The organism is Telluria sp. ZB4P37, assembly GCF_059685855.1.
In genome coordinates, this window is the sequence record NZ_JCASID010000012.1 from 1 (window position 1) to 21,561 (window position 21,561).

The window sequence follows — 21,561 nt, forward strand, 5'->3', positions numbered from 1 at the left end:
TCTGGTGAGCCTTCCGGTGTCGCCGCAGGCGCGCCAGCAGCGGCCGGACCTGCCGAGCCATTGGCAAGCACGACTTATCAAGTGCATGATCGGCGGAGAGCCTCGTCAGTTCCTCACCTCCCTGTGCGACGCGCAGCGTTTTCCTGCACGCGAGATCGCCGCGCACTATGTGCAGCGATGGGAGATCGAACTGGGGTTCAGAGAAATCAAGCAAGGCATGCAAAAGAATACGACGACCCTGCGTAGCAAATTGCCTGAGCTGGTACGCCAGGAGGTATGGGGCATGTTCATCGCTTACAACCTGCTGCGCCGCGAGATCGCCCAGATGGCCCACGAGCTACGCGTACCGCCACAGCGCCTGAGTTTTCAATGGCTGGCCCTGGCCATTACCACGGCCTTGTACCACTGGCCGCTGCAAACTCCCGGCACCTTCCCCAAGCGCTTGGCATTGCTACGCGAGCACGCACGCGCCTACCTCTTGCCGGAACGGCGAACGCGTTCCTATCCAAGAGTCGTCAAACAGCCCAGATCCAAGTTTCCAATGAAAAATGCCAGTCAGCTTAACTGACTGGCATTAACCCGAAGGTGGCGTCGCGGATGCGGCAAGGCGGGCCTGCTACCAGGTAAAGTCGTCCGGGATCTGGTAATCGGCATACGGATCGTCCGCATCGGCTTCCATGGAAGCCTGCTTCACCTGGATCACGATGGCCGGATCGCGCTCGGCGATCTTGGCGGCGATCACCTTCGGCACCAGTTCATAGGTCCCGTTCAGGAACACGATCGCCAGGCGGCCGGCCACCAGGTGTTTCTGCACGGTCGCCGAGACGTGGATGCGCTCGATCTTGGTGCCGTGGGTGAAGTTGTAGGCGATGTCGCCGGCGCCGCGCGGTTGGCGGTTGGTGTGCACCAGCTGGGCGATCTGCGCCGCCACGGCCTTTTGCTGGGCGGCGGCGTCGCGCTGGGCATTGAGTTCGCGCGCCCGCTCGGCATTCTTGCGCTGCAGTTCGAGCGCGGCCTCGCGCGATTCGTTGACCGATTCGGTGCCGGTACGGCGTTCGATCTTTTTTTGCTTGGTCTTGTCCTGAGTGACTTTTTGGACCTTCTTCTTGTCCACCAGACCTGCTTTCAGCAACTGCTCCGCCAGCGACACCATGTTCTTGCTCCTTCGAATGCCGGCCCGCACGCTGCCGGCCGCCGTCAAGCCGCTAGCATAGCAAACCGCAGCGCTCCCGCACCGATGACCGTAGCGGCACAGCCTGTGGGAACCGAATGCGCTTGCGGGAAAAGCAACAGTCGCCCTCCCCTACCTTGAATTCGATTGCGCCGCGGCAGAGGCTGGTTCATTCTGGTGAACCCTTGTGCAGGAGGCAACGATGCGCGCGCTGCGGACACCGGTCGGGCATCCTGGCTGGACAGCTGCTCATGCCGATGAGCCATCGGGGACGCCTGAACGGCATCGTGGTCGTCGGCGCGCGCCTGGACGCCGAATCCTGCCGGCCGGGCTAAAGAAGTCTGGCGCGGCTGTTGTGCAATCGCGTCAACTATTTCGCCACGACATCGTATTTGCCGCATAATCGCTGTACCTACAGCACCCCTGCCATGCGATGTCCCATCGTTTCGTCCTGTTCCCTCCGGCCGTCAGCACTATCGCGGCGCCATGACCGCCAAGGCGCCGTCGCGCGTGTCGCGCCTGTACGAAGTCATGGACCTGATGCTCGATTCGGTGGGCGACCCGCTGGCCCTGGACGGCCTGGCCGCATCGGCAAGCTATTCCAGCTTCCACTTCGACCGCATCTTCCGCGAGCTGACCGGATTTTCGGCCGTCGAATACCAGCGCAAGCGGCGCCTGCGCCGTGCCGCGCACCAGCTGCGCCATGAACCGGACGTGCCGATCGGACGCATCGCGCAGGACTGCGGCTTTCCCTCCAACGCGGCCTTCGCCAAGGCCTTCCGGCAGCAGTTCGCGATGTCCGCCAAGGCCTGGCGCGAAGGCGGCTGGCGCGCCTACATGGACCAGCAGGTCGGGCGCGAGAGCGACGTCAGTTTTTTTGTCGCGGAGCCGGGCAACCTGGATGTGATCCTGGCGCCGTACTGCGCGCCCGAACCGGGCACGGTGGCCGCGCGCATCGAGGTGCGCACGCTGCCGGCGGTGACGCTGCGCTACCAGCGCTTCTTCGGCCAGTCCGGGGCGGCGCTGTCGATCGCCTGCCATACCTTTATTTGCGAGGGCGAACGCGGGCAGGGCATCGCGCCCGGCGCGCCCTGGTATGGCGTGTTCGACGAAGACCCGGGTTTTACCGGCGAAGACGAATACTGCTACGACTTTGGCCATGCGGGTGACGCCGCCGATGCGGGCCTGGGCATGCGCGTGCTGCCGGCCGGCGCCTACGCCTGCCTGGATTTTCGCCATGAGTGGCCGCGCTTCCGGTCGATGTACGAGGACTGGCTCGACCGCCAGGCCAGCTGGCGCCTGGACAGCACGCGCCCGCATATCCAGAAGGTGGAACGCGACGGCGCCGGACAATGGCGCGGCTGGCTGGCGCTGCCGGTCAAGAAGCGCTGACTGCCTTGTCGTCGCCGCCTTCCAGCCGCATGAAGCGGCTCAGCACCAGCACCGGCAGCGCGCACGCCAGCACCCACAGGAAGAAATCGCGATAGCCGAGCAGGCGCTGGATGTCGCCGCTGACCATCTTGGACAGCACGAAGCCGAGCTGCATGAAACCGGTGCCGAGCGCATAGTGCGCCGTCTGGTAAGGGCCGCTGGCGACCACCTGCATGATGAACAGGATCACGCCGACGAAACCGAAGCCGTAGCCGAACATCTCCAGGCCCAGTGCGGCCGCGATGATGCCCAGCGATTCGGGCTGCGCCGTACCCAGGTACCAGAACACGGCATTGGGCAAATTCATCGCCACGATCAGGAAGGGCATCGCGCGCCGCAATCCCAGCAGCGCGGTGAAATAGCCGCCCGCGATGCTGCCGGCCAGGAAGGCCACCGTGCCCGCGGTGCCATACACGGCGCCAACTTGCGCGGTCGTCAGGCCCAGGCCGCCCACGGCGCGCGCATCGCGCAGGAACAGCGGGCCGATGGTCTGGATCTGCCCCTCCCCGGCGCGGAACAGGATGATGAACAGGATCGCCATCCAGATGCCCGGCTTGGCGAAGAAGGCGCGGATCACGTCCAGCAGCGTGGCCGCAGCGCCGCGCGCGCCGCCTTGCGGCCGGACCACCGGCGTGGCAAACGGCAGGGCCCACAGGTGGTACAGCCCGAGGCCCGCCATCAGCGCGCCGAGCAGGCCGAACACGATCGCCCATGCCTGGGCCGGGCCCAAATGCTGCTCGAGGTGCCCGGCCAGCATGACCAGCCCGCCCAGCGACAGGAATTTGGCGGCATTGAAGAAAGCGCCCTGCCAGCCGGCATAGGCGGCTTGCTGGCGCTCGCTCAAGCTGGCGATGTAGATGCCGTCGGCCGCGATATCGTGGGTGGCCGAGGCCATGGCCACCACCGCGAACAGTGCGATCGACAGGCCGAACCAGCCTGGCAGCTGCAGCGCCAACGCCACCGCGCCCAGGGCCAGGCCCCCCGCCAGCTGGAAGGTCACCACCACGCCGCGCTTGCTGCGCGCCAGTTCCAGGAAGGGGCTCCACAAGGCCTTGAAGACCCAGGCCAGCCCGAGCACGCCGGTCCAGCGCGCGATCTGGTCGTTGGGCACCCCCATCGACTTGAACATCAGGCCGGCCACCAGCGCCACCGCATAGAACGGCAGGCCCTGCGCGAGGTACAGGGTGGGCACCCAGGCCAGCGGATGGCGCTTGCGCGCCGCCGAAAGCGAGGCTGCGGGGAGTTCGTTCATGGCGGTCATGGCGTATCCACGGTCGGGGTCGGGTCGATGGTGACGGTGCGGCTGCCGCGGCCGCGGGTGTCGATGCTGGCCAGCTTCAGCTGCGCCGCCCCGGATACCGGCACCGGCGCAACGTAGCGGGGACTGCGCACGTCAGGCTCGCTGCCGTCGACAGTGTAATGCAGCGCCAGTCCCGGCAAGGCCACATTCGCATGCAGCACCCCGCCGCGCACGACGGCGCCGGGCGGCGGCAGGCGGTAATCCCAGGGCTGGCGCACGCGGTCCAGGCGCGGCAGCTCGCGCTGGCCGAGGCGATTGGCGAATTCGTTCCAGTCGCGCAGCGCCCATGCGGCGGGCCGGTCCGGCCCGGGAATGTCCTGCCAGCCGGGTTCCTGGGCCCAGGCCCGTTCGGCCAGGCCAATCAGCCGTGGCAGCGCCAGGTATTCCAGGCGCGCGGGGGTGCGCGCGTTCTCGCCCCAGAGCTGACCCTGCAGGCCTTTGATGCGGCGCCTCCCTTTGTCATCGAGCGGCTGCAGTGCAGCGAGCATGCGGGGATCGAGCGCCCTGCCCATCGCATCGATGCCGGCCATCGCTCCCGCATCCAGCGGGCAGAAGCCGAAGGCGTCGCGGGTGTCGACAAAGCCGGCCCAGTAATAGCCGGGCTCCTGCGGATGCTTGGCATGGGCCAGGTCGAAGTAGAGGTTGGCGGCATTCGCCAGCACCACTTCATAGCCGGCATTGGCCAGAAGGTAGGCGCAATCTTCCTGGCCCGCCCCCCAGGCGTTGTTCCAGACATAGACCTGCAGGCCGGCGCCGGCAAAGCGCGGATTGGGCTGCATGCGGCCATCCCGGTGCACCAGCGCGGTCTCGTCCCAGCCGGCGAAGGCCACGCCGTGGCGCGCCAGGATCGCGCGGCAGCGTTCGGTGAAGTCGTCGTGCAGCTGCTGCACCTCGGTCCAGCCGTGTTCCTGCATGCGCGCGCGGCAGCGCGGGGAGCCGAGCCAGGCGCCACGTGGTACTTCGTCGCCGCCTGTGTGGATGGTGTGCAGGGGCACGCCGGCCTCGCGATACAGCATGCAGACCTCGCCCACCACGGTTTCGATGAAGCAGTCCACCGAAGGCAACGCGATGCAGATCACGTTGTCGTGCCACAGCTGCACCGATTCGTAGATCGAGCTGTCATCGGGGTCATGCAAGAGGTAGCGCTCGGCCCCCCCTGCGTCGCCCTCGTCCAGCAGGCGATGGTAGCGCTCGCGCATCGCCACCACGGCGGCGCGCGCATGGCCCGGCATGTTGAATTCGGGGATGACCTCGATGTGGCGCGCATGCGCGTGGCGCAGGATGGTGACGAAGTCCGACGCCGTGTAGAAGCCGCTGCCGCCCGGTGCATCGATGTCGGCGCCGGAGCCGAAGGATGGCGTCAGGCAGGGACGGCCACCGGGGGCCACGCCGCGTAGCGCGCCGATGGCGGTGAGCTCGGGCAGCGCGCCGATGGCCAGGCGCCAGCCTTCGTCGTCGGTGAGGTGGAAATGAAAGCGGTTCAGTTTGTAGCTGGCCATGCAGTCGAGCAGGCGCAGCACCGTCGTCACGTCGGCAAAATGGCGCGCGACGTCGAGCATGAGGCCACGGTAGCCGAAGCGCGGGGCGTCCAGCACGCGCCCGGTCGGCAGCTCGCCGCCAGGACCCAGCAGCTGGCCCAGGCTCTGGATGCCATTGAACAGGCCGTGCGGGCTGGCGCCGCGAATGCGCACCCTGCCCGGCTCGATGTCGAGCAGGTAGGCTTCCAGCGGCGCGCCGCCCTCGACATCTCCGACGGAGCCGACCTCCAGAAAAATGTCGGCCGTGCCGCCCGGAACCAGTCCCGGCAGGCTGCCCAGCATCGAGGCAAGCAGCGAAGCTTCGTTCCACAGTGCGCCGTCGTAGCTGAGCGGCGCGTGGCGCGACAGCAGGCAGCGGCGGCCGTCGAATTGCGCTAACAAGGGCCGCGGCGTGACGCGGCCGACCGAGGCTTCAGGCAGCCGGTAAAGCGCGGCATTCTGCTCGAAGCGCCAGGCCGCGTCCGCCGTCGGCAGCAGGTCGCCGCGCATGCGCTGGCGCTGTTCCGGCCGCACGAACGGTGCGATTTCCGGGTCTCCCAGGTCGACGGGCGCGCCGCCGTCGCCCGGCAGCAGATAAAACCCCAGCGGGGCATCGGTAATGCTGATCGCCCAATGCAGCGCCTCGTAGTCCACCGTGTGGATTTCGCCCGGCAGCCAGGCGCCGGCATCGGGCATGGTGAGGCAAAACAGGTCGCCGTTGACGTGGGCGATCGCATAGCCGTCGCTGACGCTGCCCGCCAGAACCTTGCGGCAGGTATTGAAGCATAGCGTCCAGCCGGGTGCGATCGCCGCGCCCGAATCGTTGCGCAGCACCAGGCGCGCGGTGAACGCGTCGTCGCGCGTGAAGTTGCTCAGGCATTCCCAGGCGATGGCGATCGCCGGGCCGCCCACTGGCAGGTCGGGAGTCGGGGTCATGAATGTCTTCCGCAGCCGGCGGGCGGCCCTGGGCAGGGCGGCCCGCCGTGGTGGGGCTTGTTTACAGCTTGCCGCGGATGCCGACGTAGAAGGTGCGGCCGTTCGAGTAGAACGCGCGCGGGCGGTCCTCGTTCTCGGCATACATCTTGATCGTCTCGTTGGTGAGGTTCAGCGCATCGACGGTGAGGGTCAGGCGCTCGGTCAGCTTGACATTGAGCGAGGCCGCCAGCGAGGGCATGCTGTCCACGTGCTGGCTGGCGCCGCGGTCCACGCCGGCCTTGTACTTCGAGCGGTAGTTGTACGCCAGGCGCGCCGAGAAGCGCTCGTTCTCGAAATACCCGGTGACGTTCCAGGTGTTCTTCGAGGAGTTCAGCAGCTCGCCGCCGTCATCGAGTTCGCCGTCGGCATGGGTGTAGTTCACCAGGCTGCCGAAGTTGCCCCACAAGGGCTGCTGCCAGCTCAGTTCCAGGCCCCTGTTGGTACCGGTCGTATTGAACGGCGAAGTGATCTGGTAGACCGCCTGCGCGCTGCGCTTGTTGTTGTAGTAGGTGCCCGTCGAGGTACCCTGGGCCACGATCGAGCGCAGGTCCATGTAGAAGAAGCCGGCCGAGAGCAGCGCCTTCGGCGCGTAATACCACTCCATGCCGAGGTCGAAGTTGGTCGAGCGCACCGGTTCCAGGTTGACGTTGCCGCCGCTGCCGCTCAGGGCGTCGTCGTTGAGCGAGACCGAGCCACCCAGCGCGCTATAGTCGGGACGTGCAATCGTCTTGGCCAGCGCGCTGCGCACGACCAGCTGCGGCGACACCTCGTATTTGACGTTCATGCTCGGCAGGTAGTCGCGGTAGCTCCGCTTGAAGGTGGTCGGGGTATAGGGGCCGAAGGCCGAACCGGTGATCGGGCTCGGGCCGCCCGGCAGGTTCACCACCGTGGTCTGGCGCGTCTCGACCGCGCGCAGGCCGACGTTGCCGCTCCAGCGCTCGCCGCCGAAGTCCGCCATCGCATACAGCGCGGCGGTCTTCTCGGCCACCTGGAATTCGTCCATCCAGTTATGCCGCAAGGTGTAGTCGAGCAGGCGGTTGCCGGGCGCCGCGCCCCAGGCGCCCAGGGCCGCGCCGTCGTACTTGAAATAGTTCGACGACAGGTTGCCGCCCAGGTCATTGGCGAAGTCGGACGGATACATCTGGCCGTTCCACGCCGGGCCCGGCGCCGTAAAGCCGTTCGGCCCCGGGCGGGTTTCCAGCGGATGTTCGGCGGTGCGGTGGTGGTCGGTCCAGCGCGCGCCGAAGCGGATCGCCTGCAGGCTGGAATCGCGCACCCGCCATTCGCCGTCAAGCTGCGCATATTTTTCCTGGTCGACCGATTGCGCTTCGCCCCCGCCGGCCCAGGCGGTGGAGCCGGGCGAGGTGGTGTTCCCGCCCGGGTAGCTGACCGAGGCCGGCGACAGGCCGTTCAGGGCATACACCATGCCGCCGTCGACGTTGTTCTGGTAGAAGACGTCGTCGCGGTCCCAGCCTACGCCATGGGTTTTGCCAAGCTTGCCGGAGACGGTGAGCTGGTCGCTCACGCGCATCTTGCCGTTGAAATCGAGGTACCAGGACTCGCCGCCGGCATCCGGACGGTAGATGTTATCGACCTCGCCGGCATTGCGGGTGAAGCCCGCCGCCACCAGGGTGTTATTGCGTACCACCGGGTTCTGCGGCACCAGGTTCAGACTGTTGATCGAGTTGGCCGGTGCGGCCAGCCAGTTGGTGTTCAGGTGCGGTGCTTCCAGTTTCGAATAAAAGCCGTTCAGGTCGAGCGACAGGCCGGACATTGGACGTGCTTCGATGTCGAAGGCGCCGCCCGTGCGCTTCTTGGTCTGCTCGAACAGGCTGGCGCCGATGAAGGTCGGGATGGCGACCCCGGCCAGCGCAGGACTGGCGATCGCCGCGGCGCTGGTGGCGCTGATCGGGGTGTAGCCGAGGATTTCCTGGCCGTCGCGGCGCACGGTGGCTTTTTCCGAGAAGGCCTGGACCAGCGCACCGGCGGTATTGGCGGCGTTCTTCCAGCTCACCAGTCCCGACAGGTGTGGTTGCGTTTTATCGGACAAGTCGTTGTAGTTGGCCTGGACCGAGGCTTCCACCGTCAGCTGCTGGCGGAAGTCGAGCGGGCGACGAGTAATCACATTGATGGCGCCGGACACGCCGCCTTCGACCAGGTCGGCGGTCGGGCTTTTCTGCACCACGATCGAGCCCACCAGTTCGGAGGGCAGAAGCGAAAAGCTGCTGGAGCGGCCGACGTTGCCGCCGATCTGGTTCAGCAGGAACCAGTCGCCGGTGCTGATCGCGTGGCCGTTGAACAGGGTCTGCTGCAGGCTCGGGCTGGTGCCGCGCAGGCTGACCCGGTCGTTCTCGCCGAAGCCGCCTTCGCCGCCGGCCGAGGACTGGGTGTTCACGCCGGGCAGGCGCTGGATCGCGTCGGCCACGTTCTTGTCCGGCATCTTGCCGATGTCTTCGGCCGTGACGACTTCGACGAAGGCATCGGCATTGCGCTTCTGGCGCAGCGACTGCTCCAGCGCGGCGCGTACGCCCGTCACCACTACGGTCTGGGGCTCCACCGCTTCCTGGGCGGATGCCTGGGCGGCCATCCCCACGATGACACCCGCTACTGCCGCCGCGATCGCGGTGCGCTTGTACTGCCCTGCCTTCATCTCGTTCATGTTGTCTCCCAAAACAGGTTGGTGATTCCGTGACGGGCCGGAACCGCTTCACTTCAGCCTTCGGCCATACCTGGACGTTCGGCGTCTCTCGTGTGAAGGCATTGTGTCGTTATCGTTTGGGCGATGTTTGTCAAATCTTGCTATGACGAGGGGATTTCATGCAAGAGGCGGGGACGAGGGCAAGCGTACTGCTGGAAGATACCGGGCAGGCAGGCGCCCTGCCGGGGCAAGGCAGGCAAGGCTTGATGCAGGTGTGCCCGCAGCAGCCGCTGGTCATCCAGGCTGCCGGGGCGGATCGCCGTCAGGCCGCTGCCGCCATGGGCAGGCGCGCCATTGCCTTCTTCAGGGCGGCGAAGCAGTCCGCATCGAGCGCGCTGCCGACGGTCTTTTCCATCATCTCCAGGGCCTGCGGCACCGGAATCGCGCCGCGGTAGGGGCGCTCGGCGGTGATGGCGTCGAAGATGTCGGCAGTGGTGATGATGCGGGTCTCGATGCCGATCTCGTCGCCGCTCAGGCCGCGCGGGTAGCCGGTGCCATCCAGGCGCTCATGGTGGGCGCCCGCGATCCTGGCCAGGCCCGCAAACGCATGGATACGGCCGAGGATCGTCTCGGTATATTGGGCGTGCTGCCGGACCGCGTCCCATTCTTCGCGGTCGAGCGAGCCCGCCTTGTCCAGCACGCTGTTGCTCACGCCCAGCTTGCCCACGTCGTGCAGCAGCGCGCCGCGCTTGAGCCAGCGGCGCTGCTGCGCGCCCATGCCCAGTTCTTCCGCGATCAGGTCGGTGTACAGCGCCACGCGCGCGCTGTGGCCGCTGGTATAGGGGCTCTTGGCGTCCACCACCTGGCCGAAGGCGGTGGCGATGTCGTCGAGGTACTCGTCGTCGAGCGCCACTTCGCGGCCGGCCGGCTCCAGCGCGAACACGGCCTGGTCGACGCTTGTTGATGCCAGCATGTCCCAGAAGGCCGGGGCGGCAGCCACCTGCTCGAAGGCCGCCACCAGGCGTGGGTCGAACCAGGTGCCGGCGCGGTTGCGTACTTCCTTCATGGCGCTGTCGCGTCCCGACGAAGTATTGAACACGTCGATCACCTGGGCCAGCAGCGCAATGCGCGCGTACACCGGGATGGCGTCGCCGGCCAAGCCCGCGGGCTTGCCCTTGCCATTGAAATGCTCGTCCAGCGAATAGATGCCGGCGGCGACCCCTTCGGAAAAACGCAGCAGTCGCGCGATCTCGGCGCCGCGCTGGCAGCGCGTGGCGATCAGGCCCTGCGCGATGCTCGGGCCGTCGCGCAGGATGGTCATCACGCTGCGAAAGCGCTCGGCCAGGCCGGCCTTCAGGCCGGTGTGGGACAGCACGAAGGACAGCACCTGCGGCAGGCTGTCGCCGACGGTCTTGAAATCGCGCTTGAATTGCAGGTCGTCGGTCAGGTAGAGCTCGCAGATGCGCGCCGCATTGCTGCTGCAGCCCAGGTCCTTGAGCAGCAGCGTGTAATACAGCTCCCACAGTTCTTCTTGCGGCAGGCCGATGGCCTGGCCGATGTGCATGCCGATCCAGCAGCAGCGCACGCAATGGCCGTCCGGCTGCCCTTCGGTGATGTCGAGCGCGTAGCTCAGGGCCCCGATGAGCTCGGAAAGCTTCATGGCGCTGGGCGGAAATGCCTGGACTGGACCGGTAGCTTTATTCATCGCGATAGTTCCTGTGGGTAATATAAATTAATTCTACGCTACAACGTCCTCGGTGAACCGTCTGGTCGTCAATTTCGACAATAGTGGTGCACGCCTGCCACACACCGCCGGCCGGGAACGCACCATTTCCCCCGGCCGGCGGAGGCGCGGCATCGTGCTACGGGCTTTTTTGGCGCCCGGTAGACTGTGCCAAGGACTCATCGGCCGCTGGCGCGGCCCGCTTCACCTTCCCGCGCGCCGGCGCCCGGCGCCCTGCACAGAAAGGATGACGACATGCCTGCTACGACGAACGGCGCTTCGCTCTCGGTATGGCTGGACACCGCCGACCTGCCCTCCTGTCCTCCGCTGCCCGGCGACCTCGATGCCGAGGTCTGCATCGTCGGCGCCGGCATCGCCGGCTTGACTACCGCCTACCTGCTGGCCAAAGAGGGACGCAAGGTGGCCGTGATCGACGCGCTCGGCATCGGCGCCGGCGAAACCGGCCGCACCACGGCCCACCTGTTCCCGCCCGACGAGTGGTACGCCACCATCGAAGACAAGTTCGGCGCCGGTAATGCGCGGCTGGTGGCCGACAGCCATGCGCGCGCGATCACCCTGGTGGAGTCGATCGCCGCCGAAGAAAACATCGACTGCGGATTCGAGCGCCTCGACGGCTACCTGTACGCCCGGCCCGGCAACGGCTTGCGCGACCTCGAGAAGGAATACAACTGCGCCAGGCGCGCCGGCGTGGCGGTCGAACTGCTGACCTGCGTGCCCGGCCTGCCCTTCGATTCCGGCCCCGCCGTGCGGTACAGAGGCCAGGCCCAGTTCCATCCGCTGAACTACCTGGCCGGCCTGGCGCGCGCCATCGAGCGTCTGGGCGGCAGCGTCTACGGCGCCACCCACGCGCACCGGGTGCGCGGCGACCAGCAGCAGCAAACCGTCGCCACCGACCGCGGCGACATCCGTGCACGCGCCGTGGTGCTGGCCACGCACACGCCCTTCAACGACCGCGTGGTGATGCACACCAAGCAGGCCGGCTACCGCACCTATGTGGTGGGCCTGCAGGTGCCGCGTGGGGCGCTGCCGCGCATCCTGCTGTGGGATACGGGCGATCCTTATTACTACGTGCGCCTGGAGTCGCCCGCGGGCGCGGACCACGACATCCTGATCGTCGGCGGGGCCGACCACAAGACCGGGCAGGACGACCACCCCGAACACCGCTACGACGAGATCGAGCGCTGGGTGCGCGAGCATTTTCCCCAGGCGCAGGCGGTCGCCTACCGCTGGTCGGGCGAGGTGATGGAGCCGTCCGACGGCCTGCCCTACCTCGGCCGCAACCCGATGGATGACGACAACGTCTACCTGATCACCGGCGACTCGGGCAATGGCATGACCCATTGCACCATCGGCGCCATGCTGGTCACCGACCTGATCGGCGGCCGCGACAATCCCTGGCAGGCGCTGTACGACCCGTCGCGCAAACCGGTGCACGGCCTGGCCGATTTCGCCTCGGAACAGGCCAATACCCTGGCGCGCTACGGCGAATGGCTGACCGGGGGCGGCGTCGATTCGGTACAGGAGATCGCCGCCGGCGAAGGCGCGGTGGTGCGCGACGGCCTGCGCAAGATCGCGGTCTACCGCGACGCCCAGGGCGGGCTGCACGCGGTGTCGGCCAAGTGCACCCACTTGGGCTGCGCCGTGCACTGGAATTCGGCCGAGCGCTCCTGGGACTGCCCCTGCCACGCCTCGCGCTTCGACATCGAGGGCAAGGTGCTGCATGGCCCGGCGCCCGAGCCGCTTGAGAAGATCGAACTGGCAGAAGGCAGCCTGCTCCCACGTTCGCCGCGTCCCGGCATGCGGGGACGCAATGCACGCTGACAGCGCGCCGCAGCACTATCCCGGCGTGTAAACGAGGACACCAGCCCGCAGGCTGGTGTCGAGCGCGGCCACATGGCCGCGCAGGGGGAGAACAGGAGTTCCGTGGCGGATCAGTAGCCGCGACCGGTGCCGCCGGTGGTGGTGCCGGTAGTTCCGGTGGTACCCGAAGTGCCCGACGTACCCGACGTACCCGTGGTTCCAGTTGTACCCGAAGTGCCCGACGTACCCGTGGTTCCAGTCGTTCCGGTGGTGCCGGTCGTACCCGAAGTGCCCGACGTACCCGTGGTTCCAGTCGTTCCGGTGGTGCCGGTGGTGCCGGTCGTACCCGAAGTGCCCGACGTGCCGCTGGTGCCGCTGGTGCCGCTGGTGCCGCTACGGCCGGTAGCATCCATCGTGCCGGTCGAACCGGTGGTGCCGGCAGCGCCCGTGGTACCGGTTGTGTCGGTGGCGCCGCTCGTGCCCATCGAGCCCGAGGAACCGCTGGTGCCGGTCGCGCCGCTGGTGCCCGACGAGCTGCTGGTGCTCGAATGGGTTGGCGGCTCGCTCGATGCGCCGGTGCTGGTGCGGCCTGCCTCGACACCCATGCTGCCCGACTCGGTCTGGCCGCTGGAGCCGGTGGCACCCATCGAGCCGGTGCTGCCGCTCGAGCTGGTCGCACCGCTGGTGTCACCGCTGGTGGAGCCGCTCATGCTGGAGCCGCTGGTGCCGCCGGTGCCGCCGGAACCGTGGGACGCGTTATGGTGCTTGCCCTTCTTGCTGTGTTTCTTGTCCTGCTTCTGCGAGCTGCCCGTGGCGCTGGCCGAGGAGCTGCCGCTGCTTTGATCGTTCATGCTGCCGCTCTGGCTGGTGCCGGCGGTGGTGCCGGTGCTGGAGGTAGCCCCGGACTGGCCGGCAGTGTTGCTCGATTGCGCATGGACGGTAGTGGCGCCGAACATGGCAGCGGCAACGGACGCACCCAGCAGGCCTTTCAGTAGCTTGTTCATCTTCATGTGGATCTCCTAAAATTGTCTTCTGGCGAAAAGCTGAACAATATCAATGAGATATTGCATAGGGGTCCGAGTGTAAAGATGTGCAACACCGGCAGGCGCACGGTAGCCTGCCGGAAAAATAAGCAAGCCCGGTCAATCGCGGATCGCTGCTATGGCAGGCGCCGCCACGCGCGCGGCCTGCGCCGACAGCGTGCCGAGCTGGGTGTACAGCGCGAGCACATTGCTTTTATCGTCAGGATAGACGCGGTTGGAGAGGAAGACGTAGAAGCTGCGCGACTGCGGATCGATCCACAGGATGCAGCCGGTGAAGCCGGTATGCCCGTAGGAGCCGACCGGGAACAGCGTGCCGCGCGGACGCTGGGCATAGGGCGAGTCGATGTCCATGCCCAGGCCGCGCAATGCCAGCCCAGGCGGCGACTGCGCGGTGGTGAGCAGGCGCACGCTCTCCGCCGACAACACGCGCACGCCGTCCAGTTCCCCCCTGCCCAGCAGCATGCGGGCAAAACGCGCGACGTCGCGCGCGGTGGAAAACACGCCGGCGGAACCGGCCACGCCGCCCATGCGCCGCACGGTCGGGTCGTGCACCGCGCCTTGCAGCAGCTGGCCCGGGGCCAGGTCGCCATGCAGGGCGGCGTCGCCTTCAAGCGGCGCGCGCTGGGTCGGCGCGATCCGCCCGGCAGGCATGCGCGCCAGCGGCAGGTAGCCGGTGTCCCTCATGCCCAGCGGCGTGAAGATGCGCTGCTGCGCGAACTGGTCGAGCGGCATGCCGGCCACGCGTCCCACCAGCTGGCCGAGCAGGATGTAATTGATGTCCGAATAGCGGAAGAAGCTGCCCGGCGCATGCGTCAGGGCTTGCGCGCAGGCCAGGGCATGCGCCGCCTCCCCGCCTTTCCAGGCGGGTGTGGCCGGCAAGCCCGCCGGCAGCCCGGAAGCATGCGTCAGCAGCTGGCGCACGGTGATCGCGTCCTTGCCGCCGTTCGCGCATTCGGGAAAATAGCGCACTAGCGGCGCGTCGAGTGCGAGCTTGCCGTCTTCGGCCAGGATCAGCACCGAGGGAGCGGTCGAGAGCACCTTGCTCAGGGACGCGGCGTCGAATACCGTGTCCAGCCGCACCGGCGTGGCGCCGGGCTCGTAAGTGAAGCTTCCAAACCCCTTTTCGACCACCGTGTCGGCGCGTTCGAGATGGAACACGGCGCCCGGCAGCTTGCGGGCGGCGATATGGTCGAGGATGGCGCGCTCCAACTCCGCCAGCGGCCTGGTGTCGAACCCGGCCTCAGCACGCATGGCGGCGGTGTCCGCGCCAGGCAGGTGCGTGCAACCGGTGGCCAACAGGGCGGCGCAGAAGGCGGCAAACATGGTCGTGCGGCGGCATGGCGAATGCAGGAATCTGGACATGGGCAGGGAATCAATGAAGGGGCTGCGCGCTTGATCATAAGGACGTGTCCGCCTCGGGTCAATCTTTACAGAACACCAAGCAGCGGCAAGCGTTCTGGGCCTTCGCGCACGCGAAAAACCGCATCGGCGTATCATCATTGGATGATTCCATTCTCGATACTCGACCTCTCGCCGATCGCAGAAGGCAGCAATGCGGCAACATCTTTCCACCGGTCACTAGACCTCGCCCAGCACGGGGAACGCTGGGGCTACAACCGCTTCTGGCTGGCCGAACACCATGGCATGCCGGGCATCGCCAGTGCCGCCACCGCGGTGCTGATCGGGCATGTGGCGGCCGGCACCTCGACCATCCGGGTGGGCGCCGGCGGCATCATGCTGCCCAACCATTCGCCGCTGGTGATTGCCGAACAATTCGGCACCCTCGAATCGCTGTTCCCGGGACGCATCGACCTGGGCCTGGGCCGCGCACCCGGCTCGGACCATGTCACCGCGCGCGCCCTGCGCCGCAATTTGGCGTCCGATGCCGACGAGTTCCCGCAGGACGTCGTCGAGCTGACGGATTATTTCGCCGACTCGCCACGCCGCCAGGTTCGCGCGGTACCGGGCGCGGGCCTGGACGTGCCGGTCTGGATCCTCGGCTCGAGCCTGTTCGGCGCCCAGCTGGCCGCCGCACTCGGCTTGCCGTATGCGTTTGCCTCGCATTTCGCGCCGCAGATGATGATGCAGGCGATCGAGATCTACCGCTCGACCTTCCGTCCGTCGGCCCAGCTCGAAAAACCTTACGTCATGCTCGGCTTTAACGTGTTCGCCGCCGATACCGATGCCGAAGCCCAGGTGCTGGCGACCTCGATGCAGCAGGCTTTCGTCAACCTGCGCAGCGGCCGGCCAAGCAAGCTGCAGCCCCCGATGCCCGGCTATCTGGAGAGCCTCGGCACGGCCGAGCGCATGATGTTGGACAGCGTGCTCTCTTGCACCGCGATCGGGGCACCGGACACCGTGGAAGCCCAGCTGCGCGCCTTCATCGCACGCACCGGAGCCGACGAGCTGATGATCACCTCGCAGGTGTTCGACCACGCGGCGCGCCTGCGCGCCTACGAGATCACGGCCGGCATCCAGCGCAAGGGCTGACCGGCGCACGCCGTTCCCAGCGTCCGCCGTTCCCGGAGAGCGGCAGCTACAATGCAGCTGCCACTTTACCGGGAGACCCCATGCGTATCCGTTTTTCCCTGCTCGCCCCTGCTGCCTTCACGCTCACCCTGTCCGGCTGCGCCGTGATCGACAAGGTCACCACCGAACCCCTGATCGAGCGCCACCTGCCGAAGGATTACAGCGGCGTGGCCGCAGTGCGCAAGGATGCCCGCTCGACCCTGGTCACGCGCGCCAGCGGCCTGGCCCTGCGCGAGGAAGCCCAGGCCAACACCAAGGACACCCGCTTCATGATCGGCTCGATGACCAAGTGGGTCAGCGCCGTCACGGTGCTGCGCCTGGCCGACATGGGCAAGCTCGACCTGGATGCCCCGATCGCGCGCCACCTGCCGGAACTGCCGGCCGCGAACGGCGCGGTCACGCTGCGCCAGCTGATGTCGAACCAGAGCGGCATCCCGAACGGCCTGTCCGAGGCGCTCAAAAAAGACAAGGCGATCGAGAACCTCGAGATCGGCCCGGTCGAAGCCGCCCTGCGTTTCGGCGCCGGCCATGCCAGCGCGCCAAACTCGGCCTACGATTACTCGGTAACGAACTGGGTGCTGGTCGGGGCCGTCGTCGAGCGCGCCACCAAAAAGCCGTTTACCGAAGTCGTGGAAGAACTGGTGCTGGCGCCGGCCGGCGTGCGCGACACCAGCTTCGGCGCCACCGGCTACGAGGATGCGGTCGGCATGGCGGTGGCCTATACCGCTGCCGGCGGGCGCAAGGTCCCGACCGCGCCGCCGATGGTGGCCGCCAGCGGCACCCTGTACAGCACCGCGCGCGACCTGGTGGCGCTTGCCGACAGCGTCTATTTCACCAGGCTGCTGTCGGATAAGGCGCGGCGCGAGCTGTCCACCGTGCAGGTGGCCTCCGAAGACTATGCGCTGGGCGGCCGCATCAAAACCATCAGCACGAAAAAAGGCGCCCGTCCCCTTGCGTGGGAGACGGGCGCCTTTGGCGGCTACAAGACCTTGCTGGCCTACGATCCGGCCGATGGGCGTGCGGTGGTGCTGCTCAATAACACCGACATGCCACAGGCCGAGCAGGCGAAGATTGCGACGGCCTTGTTCCAGGCGCTTGATTAACGGGCGCTAAACGCGATGCCAATTATTATGTTGGCATCTGAACGTCGTCCCCGCCTGCGCGGGACGACGTTCAACGCTAACACTTACTTGACCGGAGTGCCGGCCACCGGATTCCCATCCACATCGATCTTGCGCACTTCGCCGATGTTCAGCGAACGGATGCCCGACTCGATCTTGCTCAGGTCGCCCACCACGACCCACACCAGGCGGTCCGGTGCGTAGCTGCGGGCGGCCAGCGCATTGGCCTGCTGCGGGGTGAGCGACAGCGCCTTCTCGGTGAAGGTGTTGTAATAGTCATCCCCCAGGCCGTACTGCACGATGTTGGTATAGGCATTGGTCAGCTGGCCGGCGGTCTCGAAGCTGCCCGGCAGGCCCAGCGTGTTGTTGTCCAGCGCGCCTTTCAGCTCCTCGGCCGTGATCGGTTTGCCGCCGGCGATATTGCGGTACTCCGTAACGAGTTCCTGCATCGCTTCGCGGGTCTTGTCGGTCTGCACCGGCGAGACGCTCATGAACGGACGCTGGCCGATGGCCGGCGACAGCTGGCTCGACACGCCGTACGACCAGTGCTTGTCTTCACGCAGGTTCATGTTGATGCGCGAGCTGAAGGTACCGCCGAAGACGTCGTTGACGATTTCCAGTGGCAGCGACTCCGGGCTGTTGCGCGGCGGGGCCAGCTGGGCGCCGACGATCACGCTTTGCAGCGCGCCCGGACGGTCGACCAGGTAGACCACGCTTTTCTCCTGCGGCGCCACGGTGGCCAGCACCTTCTTCGGCACCTCGCCCGCTTTCCAACCCGCGAACGATTTCTCGAGCAGCGGCTTGATCTCGGCCAGCGTGGTGTCGCCCACCACCAGCAGGGTCGCGTTGTTCGGCTTGAACCAGGTGGCGTGGTACTTGGCCAGGTCGTCGCGGGTCATGCGCTTGACCGCTTCCTCGGTGCCGGTGCCGGTGAATGGCCGCGCATACACGTGGTCCTTGCCGTACAAGAGGTTCGGCAGCACGCGCAGCGCCATCAGCTGCGGCACGGTCTTCTCGCGCTGGATCGCGGCCAGGCGGTCTTTCTGCAGGCGGGTAAACTCGTTCTGCGGGAAGGCCGGGTTCAGCACCAGGTCCGAGTACACGGCGAGCGACTGCGGCAGCGTAGCCTTGAGCGTGTTCATGTACACGAAGGCACTGTCGAGGTTGGTGCCGGCGCCGAACTGCGCGCCCAGGCCCGCGAACTCTTCGCCGATTTCCAGCGACTTGCGGGTCTTGGTGCCTTCTTCGAGCATGCGCAGCGCCAGGCTGGCCACGCCCGGCTTATCAAACGCGTCGGACGCAAAGCCGCTGTCCACCAGCAGCTGGAAGTTGACCACCGGTGCATCGTGGCGCTCCGCCAGCACGACCTTCAGGCCGTTCGACAGGGTCACCTTCTGCATGTCCGGCAGCTTGAGCGACATCGGCTTGCCCAGCGCCGGTTCCTTGCTGCGGTCCGGTGCGGCGCCGGCCACCAGGGTGGTCGGGTAAGGGTCGACCTGCAGCACGAAGTCGCCGTCGCTGAGCCAGTCGTTCATGGCCTTCTTCACGCTCGCCGGGGTCGCGGCCTTGATGCGCTGCAGGTATACCTTGTAGCAGTCCGGGTTGCCGGTATAGGTGGTGCACGAAGCCAGCAAATCGCTCTTGCCGCCGAAGCCGCCGACGCGTTCGATCATGCGGGTGTATTGGGCCAGGATGGTGGTCTTGGCCAGGCGCAGTTCGCTTTCGGTCGGGCCGTTCTTCATCAGCGCGCGCAGTTCTTCATCCGCTGCGTTTTCCATCTTGGCGACGTCGGCGCCAGGACGCGCGGTCAGTGTCATGTCGAACTGGCCGCCGATTTCCGCCGCGTCGTCGCCCGCCACCGCACTGGTGGCCAGCTGGTCCTTGTACACGAGGCGCTTGTACAGGCGCGAGGTCTTGCCGCCGCCCAGCACCAGCGCCGCCAGGTCGAGCTGCGCTTCTTCCGGCGTGTGCGCGCCCGGGACGTTCCAGGTGCGGTAGATGCGCGACTGCGGCACGCGGTCCTGCACGGCCGTGCGGTGGCTGCCAGTGCGCTTGGCGATCCAGGCTTCATGTTTGGCCAGCGGCGGGCCAGGGGGAATATGGCCATAATACTGCTCGACCTTCTGGCGCGCCACTTCCGGCGTGATGTCGCCGGACAGCACCAGCACCGTGTTGTTCGGGCCGTAGTTGGTCTTGAACCAGTCCTGCACGTCCGTCATCGAGGCCGCGTCCAGGTCTTCCATTTTGCCGATCACGGTCCAGGAATACGGGTGGCCGACCGGATAGGTGTTCGTTACCAGCAGCTCGTAGGCCACGCCATACGGCTGGTTCTCGCGCTGGCGCTTCTCGTTCTGCACGACGCCGCGCTGCAGGTCGAGCTTCTTCTTGTCGACGGTGCCCAGCAGGTGGCCCATGCGGTCGCTCTCGGCAAACAGCGCATAGTCCAGCATCGAGGTCGGCACGTTCTGGAAGTAGTTGGTGCGGTCCTGGTTGGTGGTGCCGTTCAGGTCGGTCGCGCCGATGCCTTCCATCGCATTCAGGTAGGTCTTCTTGAAGTTGTCGCTGCCGCTGAACATCAGGTGCTCGAACAGGTGGGCGAAACCGGTCTTGCCGGCCTTCTCGTTCTTCGAGCCGACGTGGTACCAGGTATTGACCGCGACCACCGGAGTCTTGTGGTCTTCATGCACCAGCACCGTCAGGCCGTTCTTGAGGACGAACTTGGTGTACGGGACATTGGGGATCGGGATATCAGGCATCGATGCCTGCTTGGCCGGCGCGGCGTGCACTGCGGAGATGCTGGTCACCAGCGCCAGCGCTGCGGCCAGCCTGAGATTGCGAACGGATACTGCCATGCTGCTCCTCCTGTGGGTCATCCGGGACGGATGGAAAGAGCATTCTAGGCAGCTTTTCTCATTGCAACAATGTCAGGTGCATGGATCGGTCGAAATCCGTGCGTAGGGTGGCCGGCTTCGCCGTCCGTGCGTTCACATCACCTATGCATACCCGCGCCGTGATCTGCATACGTTCGTTGAACGCGCGGAGTGATTTGGTCCAGCGGATCAGATCACAAGCCGCCTACCCTACCGCGGCACGATCCGCAGCAGGCTGCCGCGGCTTTCATCCGTCAGCGCATACAGATGCCCATCCGGTCCCTGGCGCACGTCGCGCACGCGCTTGCCGATGGCGAGCTTTTCCTGGCGCGTGACCTTGCCCTGCGCATCAAACGCCACGCGGCGGATGTCCTGGCCCGCCAGGCTGCCGGAGAACAGGCTGCCGCGCCAGGCCGGGAAGGCCTTGCCGGTGTAATAGGCCAGGCCCGAGGGCGCCGGCGACGGCACCCAGACCACGATCGGTTGCACCATGCCTGGCACCACCTTGGTGCCGATCGGCTCGCGGCTGCTGTAGTCCAGCCCATAGCTCTGCAGCGGCCAACCGTAGTTCTTGCCGGCTTCGACCAGGTTGATTTCGTCGCCACCGCGCGGGCCGTGCTCGCTGGCCCAGACGCGGCCGCTTTGCGGGTCGACCGCCATGCCCTGGATGTTGCGGTGCCCAATGCTCCACAGTTCCGGCAACGCGCCGGGCTGGCTGGCCAGCGGGTTGCCTGCGGCGGGCTTGCCCTCGGCCGTGAGATGCAGGATGGCCCCGTTGTGGCTGCCCAAGTTCTGGGCCTGGTCGCGCGCCAGCATGTTGCCCACGCGCTGGGGCGAGTTGCCGCCGTCGCCGATGCTCATCAACAGGCTGCCGTCCTTCAGGAAGACAATGCGCGACCCGAAGTGCTGGCCGCCGCTCTTCGAAGGCGAGGCGGTAAACAGCGTTTTCACGCCGTGCACGCGCTTGCCGTCGAAGATGCCCTGCACCAGCACCGTGCGGTTCTCGTCCTGGGTGCCGCTGGCCATCGTCATGTAGATGCGCGGATTCGGGCCTGTATCAAGCGGGTGCACGGCGATGTCGAGCAGGCCGCCCTGGCCGCCCGTGAACAGCGCCGGCAAGCCTTCGATGGCGACCTCATCGACGCGCTTGCCGTTCACGAGGTGCAGCGTTCCCTTCTTGCCGGTGACGAGCATGCGTCCGTCGGCCAGCCAGGCCATTCCCCAGGGCTGCGGCAGGCCGTCGGCGACAGTCTCAACACGCCAGCCGGTCGCCGCAGGCGGCTGGTTCACCGGCTTCACAAGCTGCGGATTGGCCTGTGCAATGACCTGCCCGGACAGCGAACCAAGCAAGACGGCGATCGACATGAGACCCGCAGCCGGCATTCGTTGATAACTCGTCATCGAAAATCTCCTGAAGTTGTT

At 66.7% G+C, this 21,561-nt stretch carries 14 protein-coding genes; 5 read left to right on the forward strand and 9 right to left on the reverse strand.

Annotated elements, in window-relative coordinates; genetic code table 11:
• Positions 1 to 568: transposase (locus tag AC56K1_RS17330; RefSeq protein ID WP_497159039.1), on the forward strand; the 568-nt coding region annotated here is incomplete at its 5' end.
• Positions 569 to 616: 48 nt separating this feature from the next.
• On the opposite strand, the gene AC56K1_RS17335 is transcribed toward AC56K1_RS17330, so the two are convergent.
• On the reverse strand, positions 617 to 1,153 hold the full coding sequence (locus AC56K1_RS17335) for a DUF2058 domain-containing protein (protein ID WP_497159040.1): 537 nt from the start codon (positions 1,151 to 1,153) through the stop codon (positions 617 to 619).
• 504 nt (positions 1,154 to 1,657) lie between these two features.
• Between AC56K1_RS17335 and AC56K1_RS17340 the strand changes: the two genes are divergently transcribed.
• Positions 1,658 to 2,563: a helix-turn-helix domain-containing protein gene (locus AC56K1_RS17340; protein ID WP_497159041.1), complete on the forward strand. Its 906-nt coding sequence runs from the start codon at positions 1,658 to 1,660 to the stop codon at positions 2,561 to 2,563.
• On the opposite strand, the gene AC56K1_RS17345 is transcribed toward AC56K1_RS17340, so the two are convergent.
• The 4 genes from AC56K1_RS17345 to AC56K1_RS17360 form a co-directional block, all read right to left on the reverse strand.
• Complete coding sequence (locus AC56K1_RS17345) at positions 2,550 to 3,863, reverse strand: MFS transporter (protein WP_497159042.1); 1,314 nt, start codon at positions 3,861 to 3,863, stop codon at positions 2,550 to 2,552. The two genes, AC56K1_RS17340 and AC56K1_RS17345, sit on opposite strands and share 14 nt — an antisense overlap.
• Entirely contained in the window at positions 3,860 to 6,355 is a 2,496-nt protein-coding gene (locus tag AC56K1_RS17350) for a family 20 glycosylhydrolase (RefSeq protein ID WP_497159043.1), read from the reverse strand. Before AC56K1_RS17350 ends, AC56K1_RS17345 begins: the two co-directional genes overlap by 4 nt.
• 61 nt (positions 6,356 to 6,416) lie before the next feature.
• The gene (locus tag AC56K1_RS17355) at positions 6,417 to 9,053 is read right to left on the reverse strand and encodes a TonB-dependent receptor (protein ID WP_497159044.1); all 2,637 of its coding nucleotides are present in this window, start codon (positions 9,051 to 9,053) and stop codon (positions 6,417 to 6,419) included.
• 301 nt (positions 9,054 to 9,354) lie between these two features.
• A complete protein-coding gene (locus tag AC56K1_RS17360) occupies positions 9,355 to 10,737 on the reverse strand; it encodes an HD-GYP domain-containing protein (RefSeq protein ID WP_497159045.1) in 1,383 nt (460 codons plus the stop codon).
• Between the two features lie 273 nt (positions 10,738 to 11,010).
• Between AC56K1_RS17360 and AC56K1_RS17365 the strand changes: the two genes are divergently transcribed.
• Positions 11,011 to 12,597 carry an FAD-dependent oxidoreductase gene (locus AC56K1_RS17365; protein ID WP_497159046.1) on the forward strand — a complete coding sequence of 529 codons (1,587 nt, stop codon included), beginning with the start codon at positions 11,011 to 11,013 and terminating at the stop codon, positions 12,595 to 12,597.
• 110 nt (positions 12,598 to 12,707) lie between these two features.
• Here the strand turns inward: AC56K1_RS17365 and AC56K1_RS17370 are convergent, their stop codons facing one another.
• Complete coding sequence (locus tag AC56K1_RS17370) at positions 12,708 to 13,586, reverse strand: hypothetical protein (RefSeq protein ID WP_497159047.1); 879 nt, start codon at positions 13,584 to 13,586, stop codon at positions 12,708 to 12,710.
• A 132-nt stretch (positions 13,587 to 13,718) separates the two neighbouring features.
• Entirely contained in the window at positions 13,719 to 14,981 is a 1,263-nt protein-coding gene (locus tag AC56K1_RS17375) for a serine hydrolase domain-containing protein (RefSeq protein ID WP_497159048.1), read from the reverse strand.
• 141 nt (positions 14,982 to 15,122) lie between these two features.
• Between AC56K1_RS17375 and AC56K1_RS17380 the strand changes: the two genes are divergently transcribed.
• On the forward strand, positions 15,123 to 16,109 hold the full coding sequence (locus AC56K1_RS17380; RefSeq protein WP_497159049.1) for an LLM class flavin-dependent oxidoreductase: 987 nt from the start codon (positions 15,123 to 15,125) through the stop codon (positions 16,107 to 16,109).
• 80 nt (positions 16,110 to 16,189) lie between these two features.
• Positions 16,190 to 17,251 (forward strand): serine hydrolase domain-containing protein, encoded by a 1,062-nt coding sequence (locus tag AC56K1_RS17385; RefSeq protein ID WP_497159050.1) that lies wholly within the window; start codon positions 16,190 to 16,192, stop codon positions 17,249 to 17,251.
• An 83-nt stretch (positions 17,252 to 17,334) separates the two neighbouring features.
• On the opposite strand, the gene AC56K1_RS17390 is transcribed toward AC56K1_RS17385, so the two are convergent.
• Both AC56K1_RS17390 and AC56K1_RS17395 read right to left on the reverse strand, forming a co-directional pair.
• Complete coding sequence (locus AC56K1_RS17390; protein ID WP_497159051.1) at positions 17,335 to 20,121, reverse strand: M16 family metallopeptidase; 2,787 nt, start codon at positions 20,119 to 20,121, stop codon at positions 17,335 to 17,337.
• 228 nt (positions 20,122 to 20,349) lie between these two features.
• Positions 20,350 to 21,540 carry a PQQ-dependent sugar dehydrogenase gene (locus AC56K1_RS17395; RefSeq protein WP_497159052.1) on the reverse strand — a complete coding sequence of 397 codons (1,191 nt, stop codon included), beginning with the start codon at positions 21,538 to 21,540 and terminating at the stop codon, positions 20,350 to 20,352.
• Between the last annotated feature and the right edge of the window lie 21 nt (positions 21,541 to 21,561).

Bases quoted from the DNA above. Each gene is read 5' to 3' on its own strand.
- AC56K1_RS17335 (WP_497159040.1), bottom strand. From the start codon at position 1,153: ATGGTGTCGCTGGCGGAGCAGTTGCTGAAAGCAGGTCTGGTGGACAAG.
- AC56K1_RS17340 (WP_497159041.1), top strand. From the start codon at position 1,658: ATGACCGCCAAGGCGCCGTCGCGCGTGTCGCGCCTGTACGAAGTCATG.
- AC56K1_RS17345 (WP_497159042.1), bottom strand. From the start codon at position 3,863: ATGACCGCCATGAACGAACTCCCCGCAGCCTCGCTTTCGGCGGCGCGC.
- AC56K1_RS17350 (WP_497159043.1), bottom strand. From the start codon at position 6,355: ATGACCCCGACTCCCGACCTGCCAGTGGGCGGCCCGGCGATCGCCATC.
- AC56K1_RS17355 (WP_497159044.1), bottom strand. From the start codon at position 9,053: ATGAACGAGATGAAGGCAGGGCAGTACAAGCGCACCGCGATCGCGGCG.
- AC56K1_RS17360 (WP_497159045.1), bottom strand. From the start codon at position 10,737: ATGAATAAAGCTACCGGTCCAGTCCAGGCATTTCCGCCCAGCGCCATG.
- AC56K1_RS17365 (WP_497159046.1), top strand. From the start codon at position 11,011: ATGCCTGCTACGACGAACGGCGCTTCGCTCTCGGTATGGCTGGACACC.
- AC56K1_RS17370 (WP_497159047.1), bottom strand. From the start codon at position 13,586: ATGAAGATGAACAAGCTACTGAAAGGCCTGCTGGGTGCGTCCGTTGCC.
- AC56K1_RS17375 (WP_497159048.1), bottom strand. From the start codon at position 14,981: ATGTCCAGATTCCTGCATTCGCCATGCCGCCGCACGACCATGTTTGCC.
- AC56K1_RS17380 (WP_497159049.1), top strand. From the start codon at position 15,123: ATGATTCCATTCTCGATACTCGACCTCTCGCCGATCGCAGAAGGCAGC.
- AC56K1_RS17385 (WP_497159050.1), top strand. From the start codon at position 16,190: ATGCGTATCCGTTTTTCCCTGCTCGCCCCTGCTGCCTTCACGCTCACC.
- AC56K1_RS17390 (WP_497159051.1), bottom strand. From the start codon at position 20,121: ATGGCAGTATCCGTTCGCAATCTCAGGCTGGCCGCAGCGCTGGCGCTG.
- AC56K1_RS17395 (WP_497159052.1), bottom strand. From the start codon at position 21,540: ATGACGAGTTATCAACGAATGCCGGCTGCGGGTCTCATGTCGATCGCC.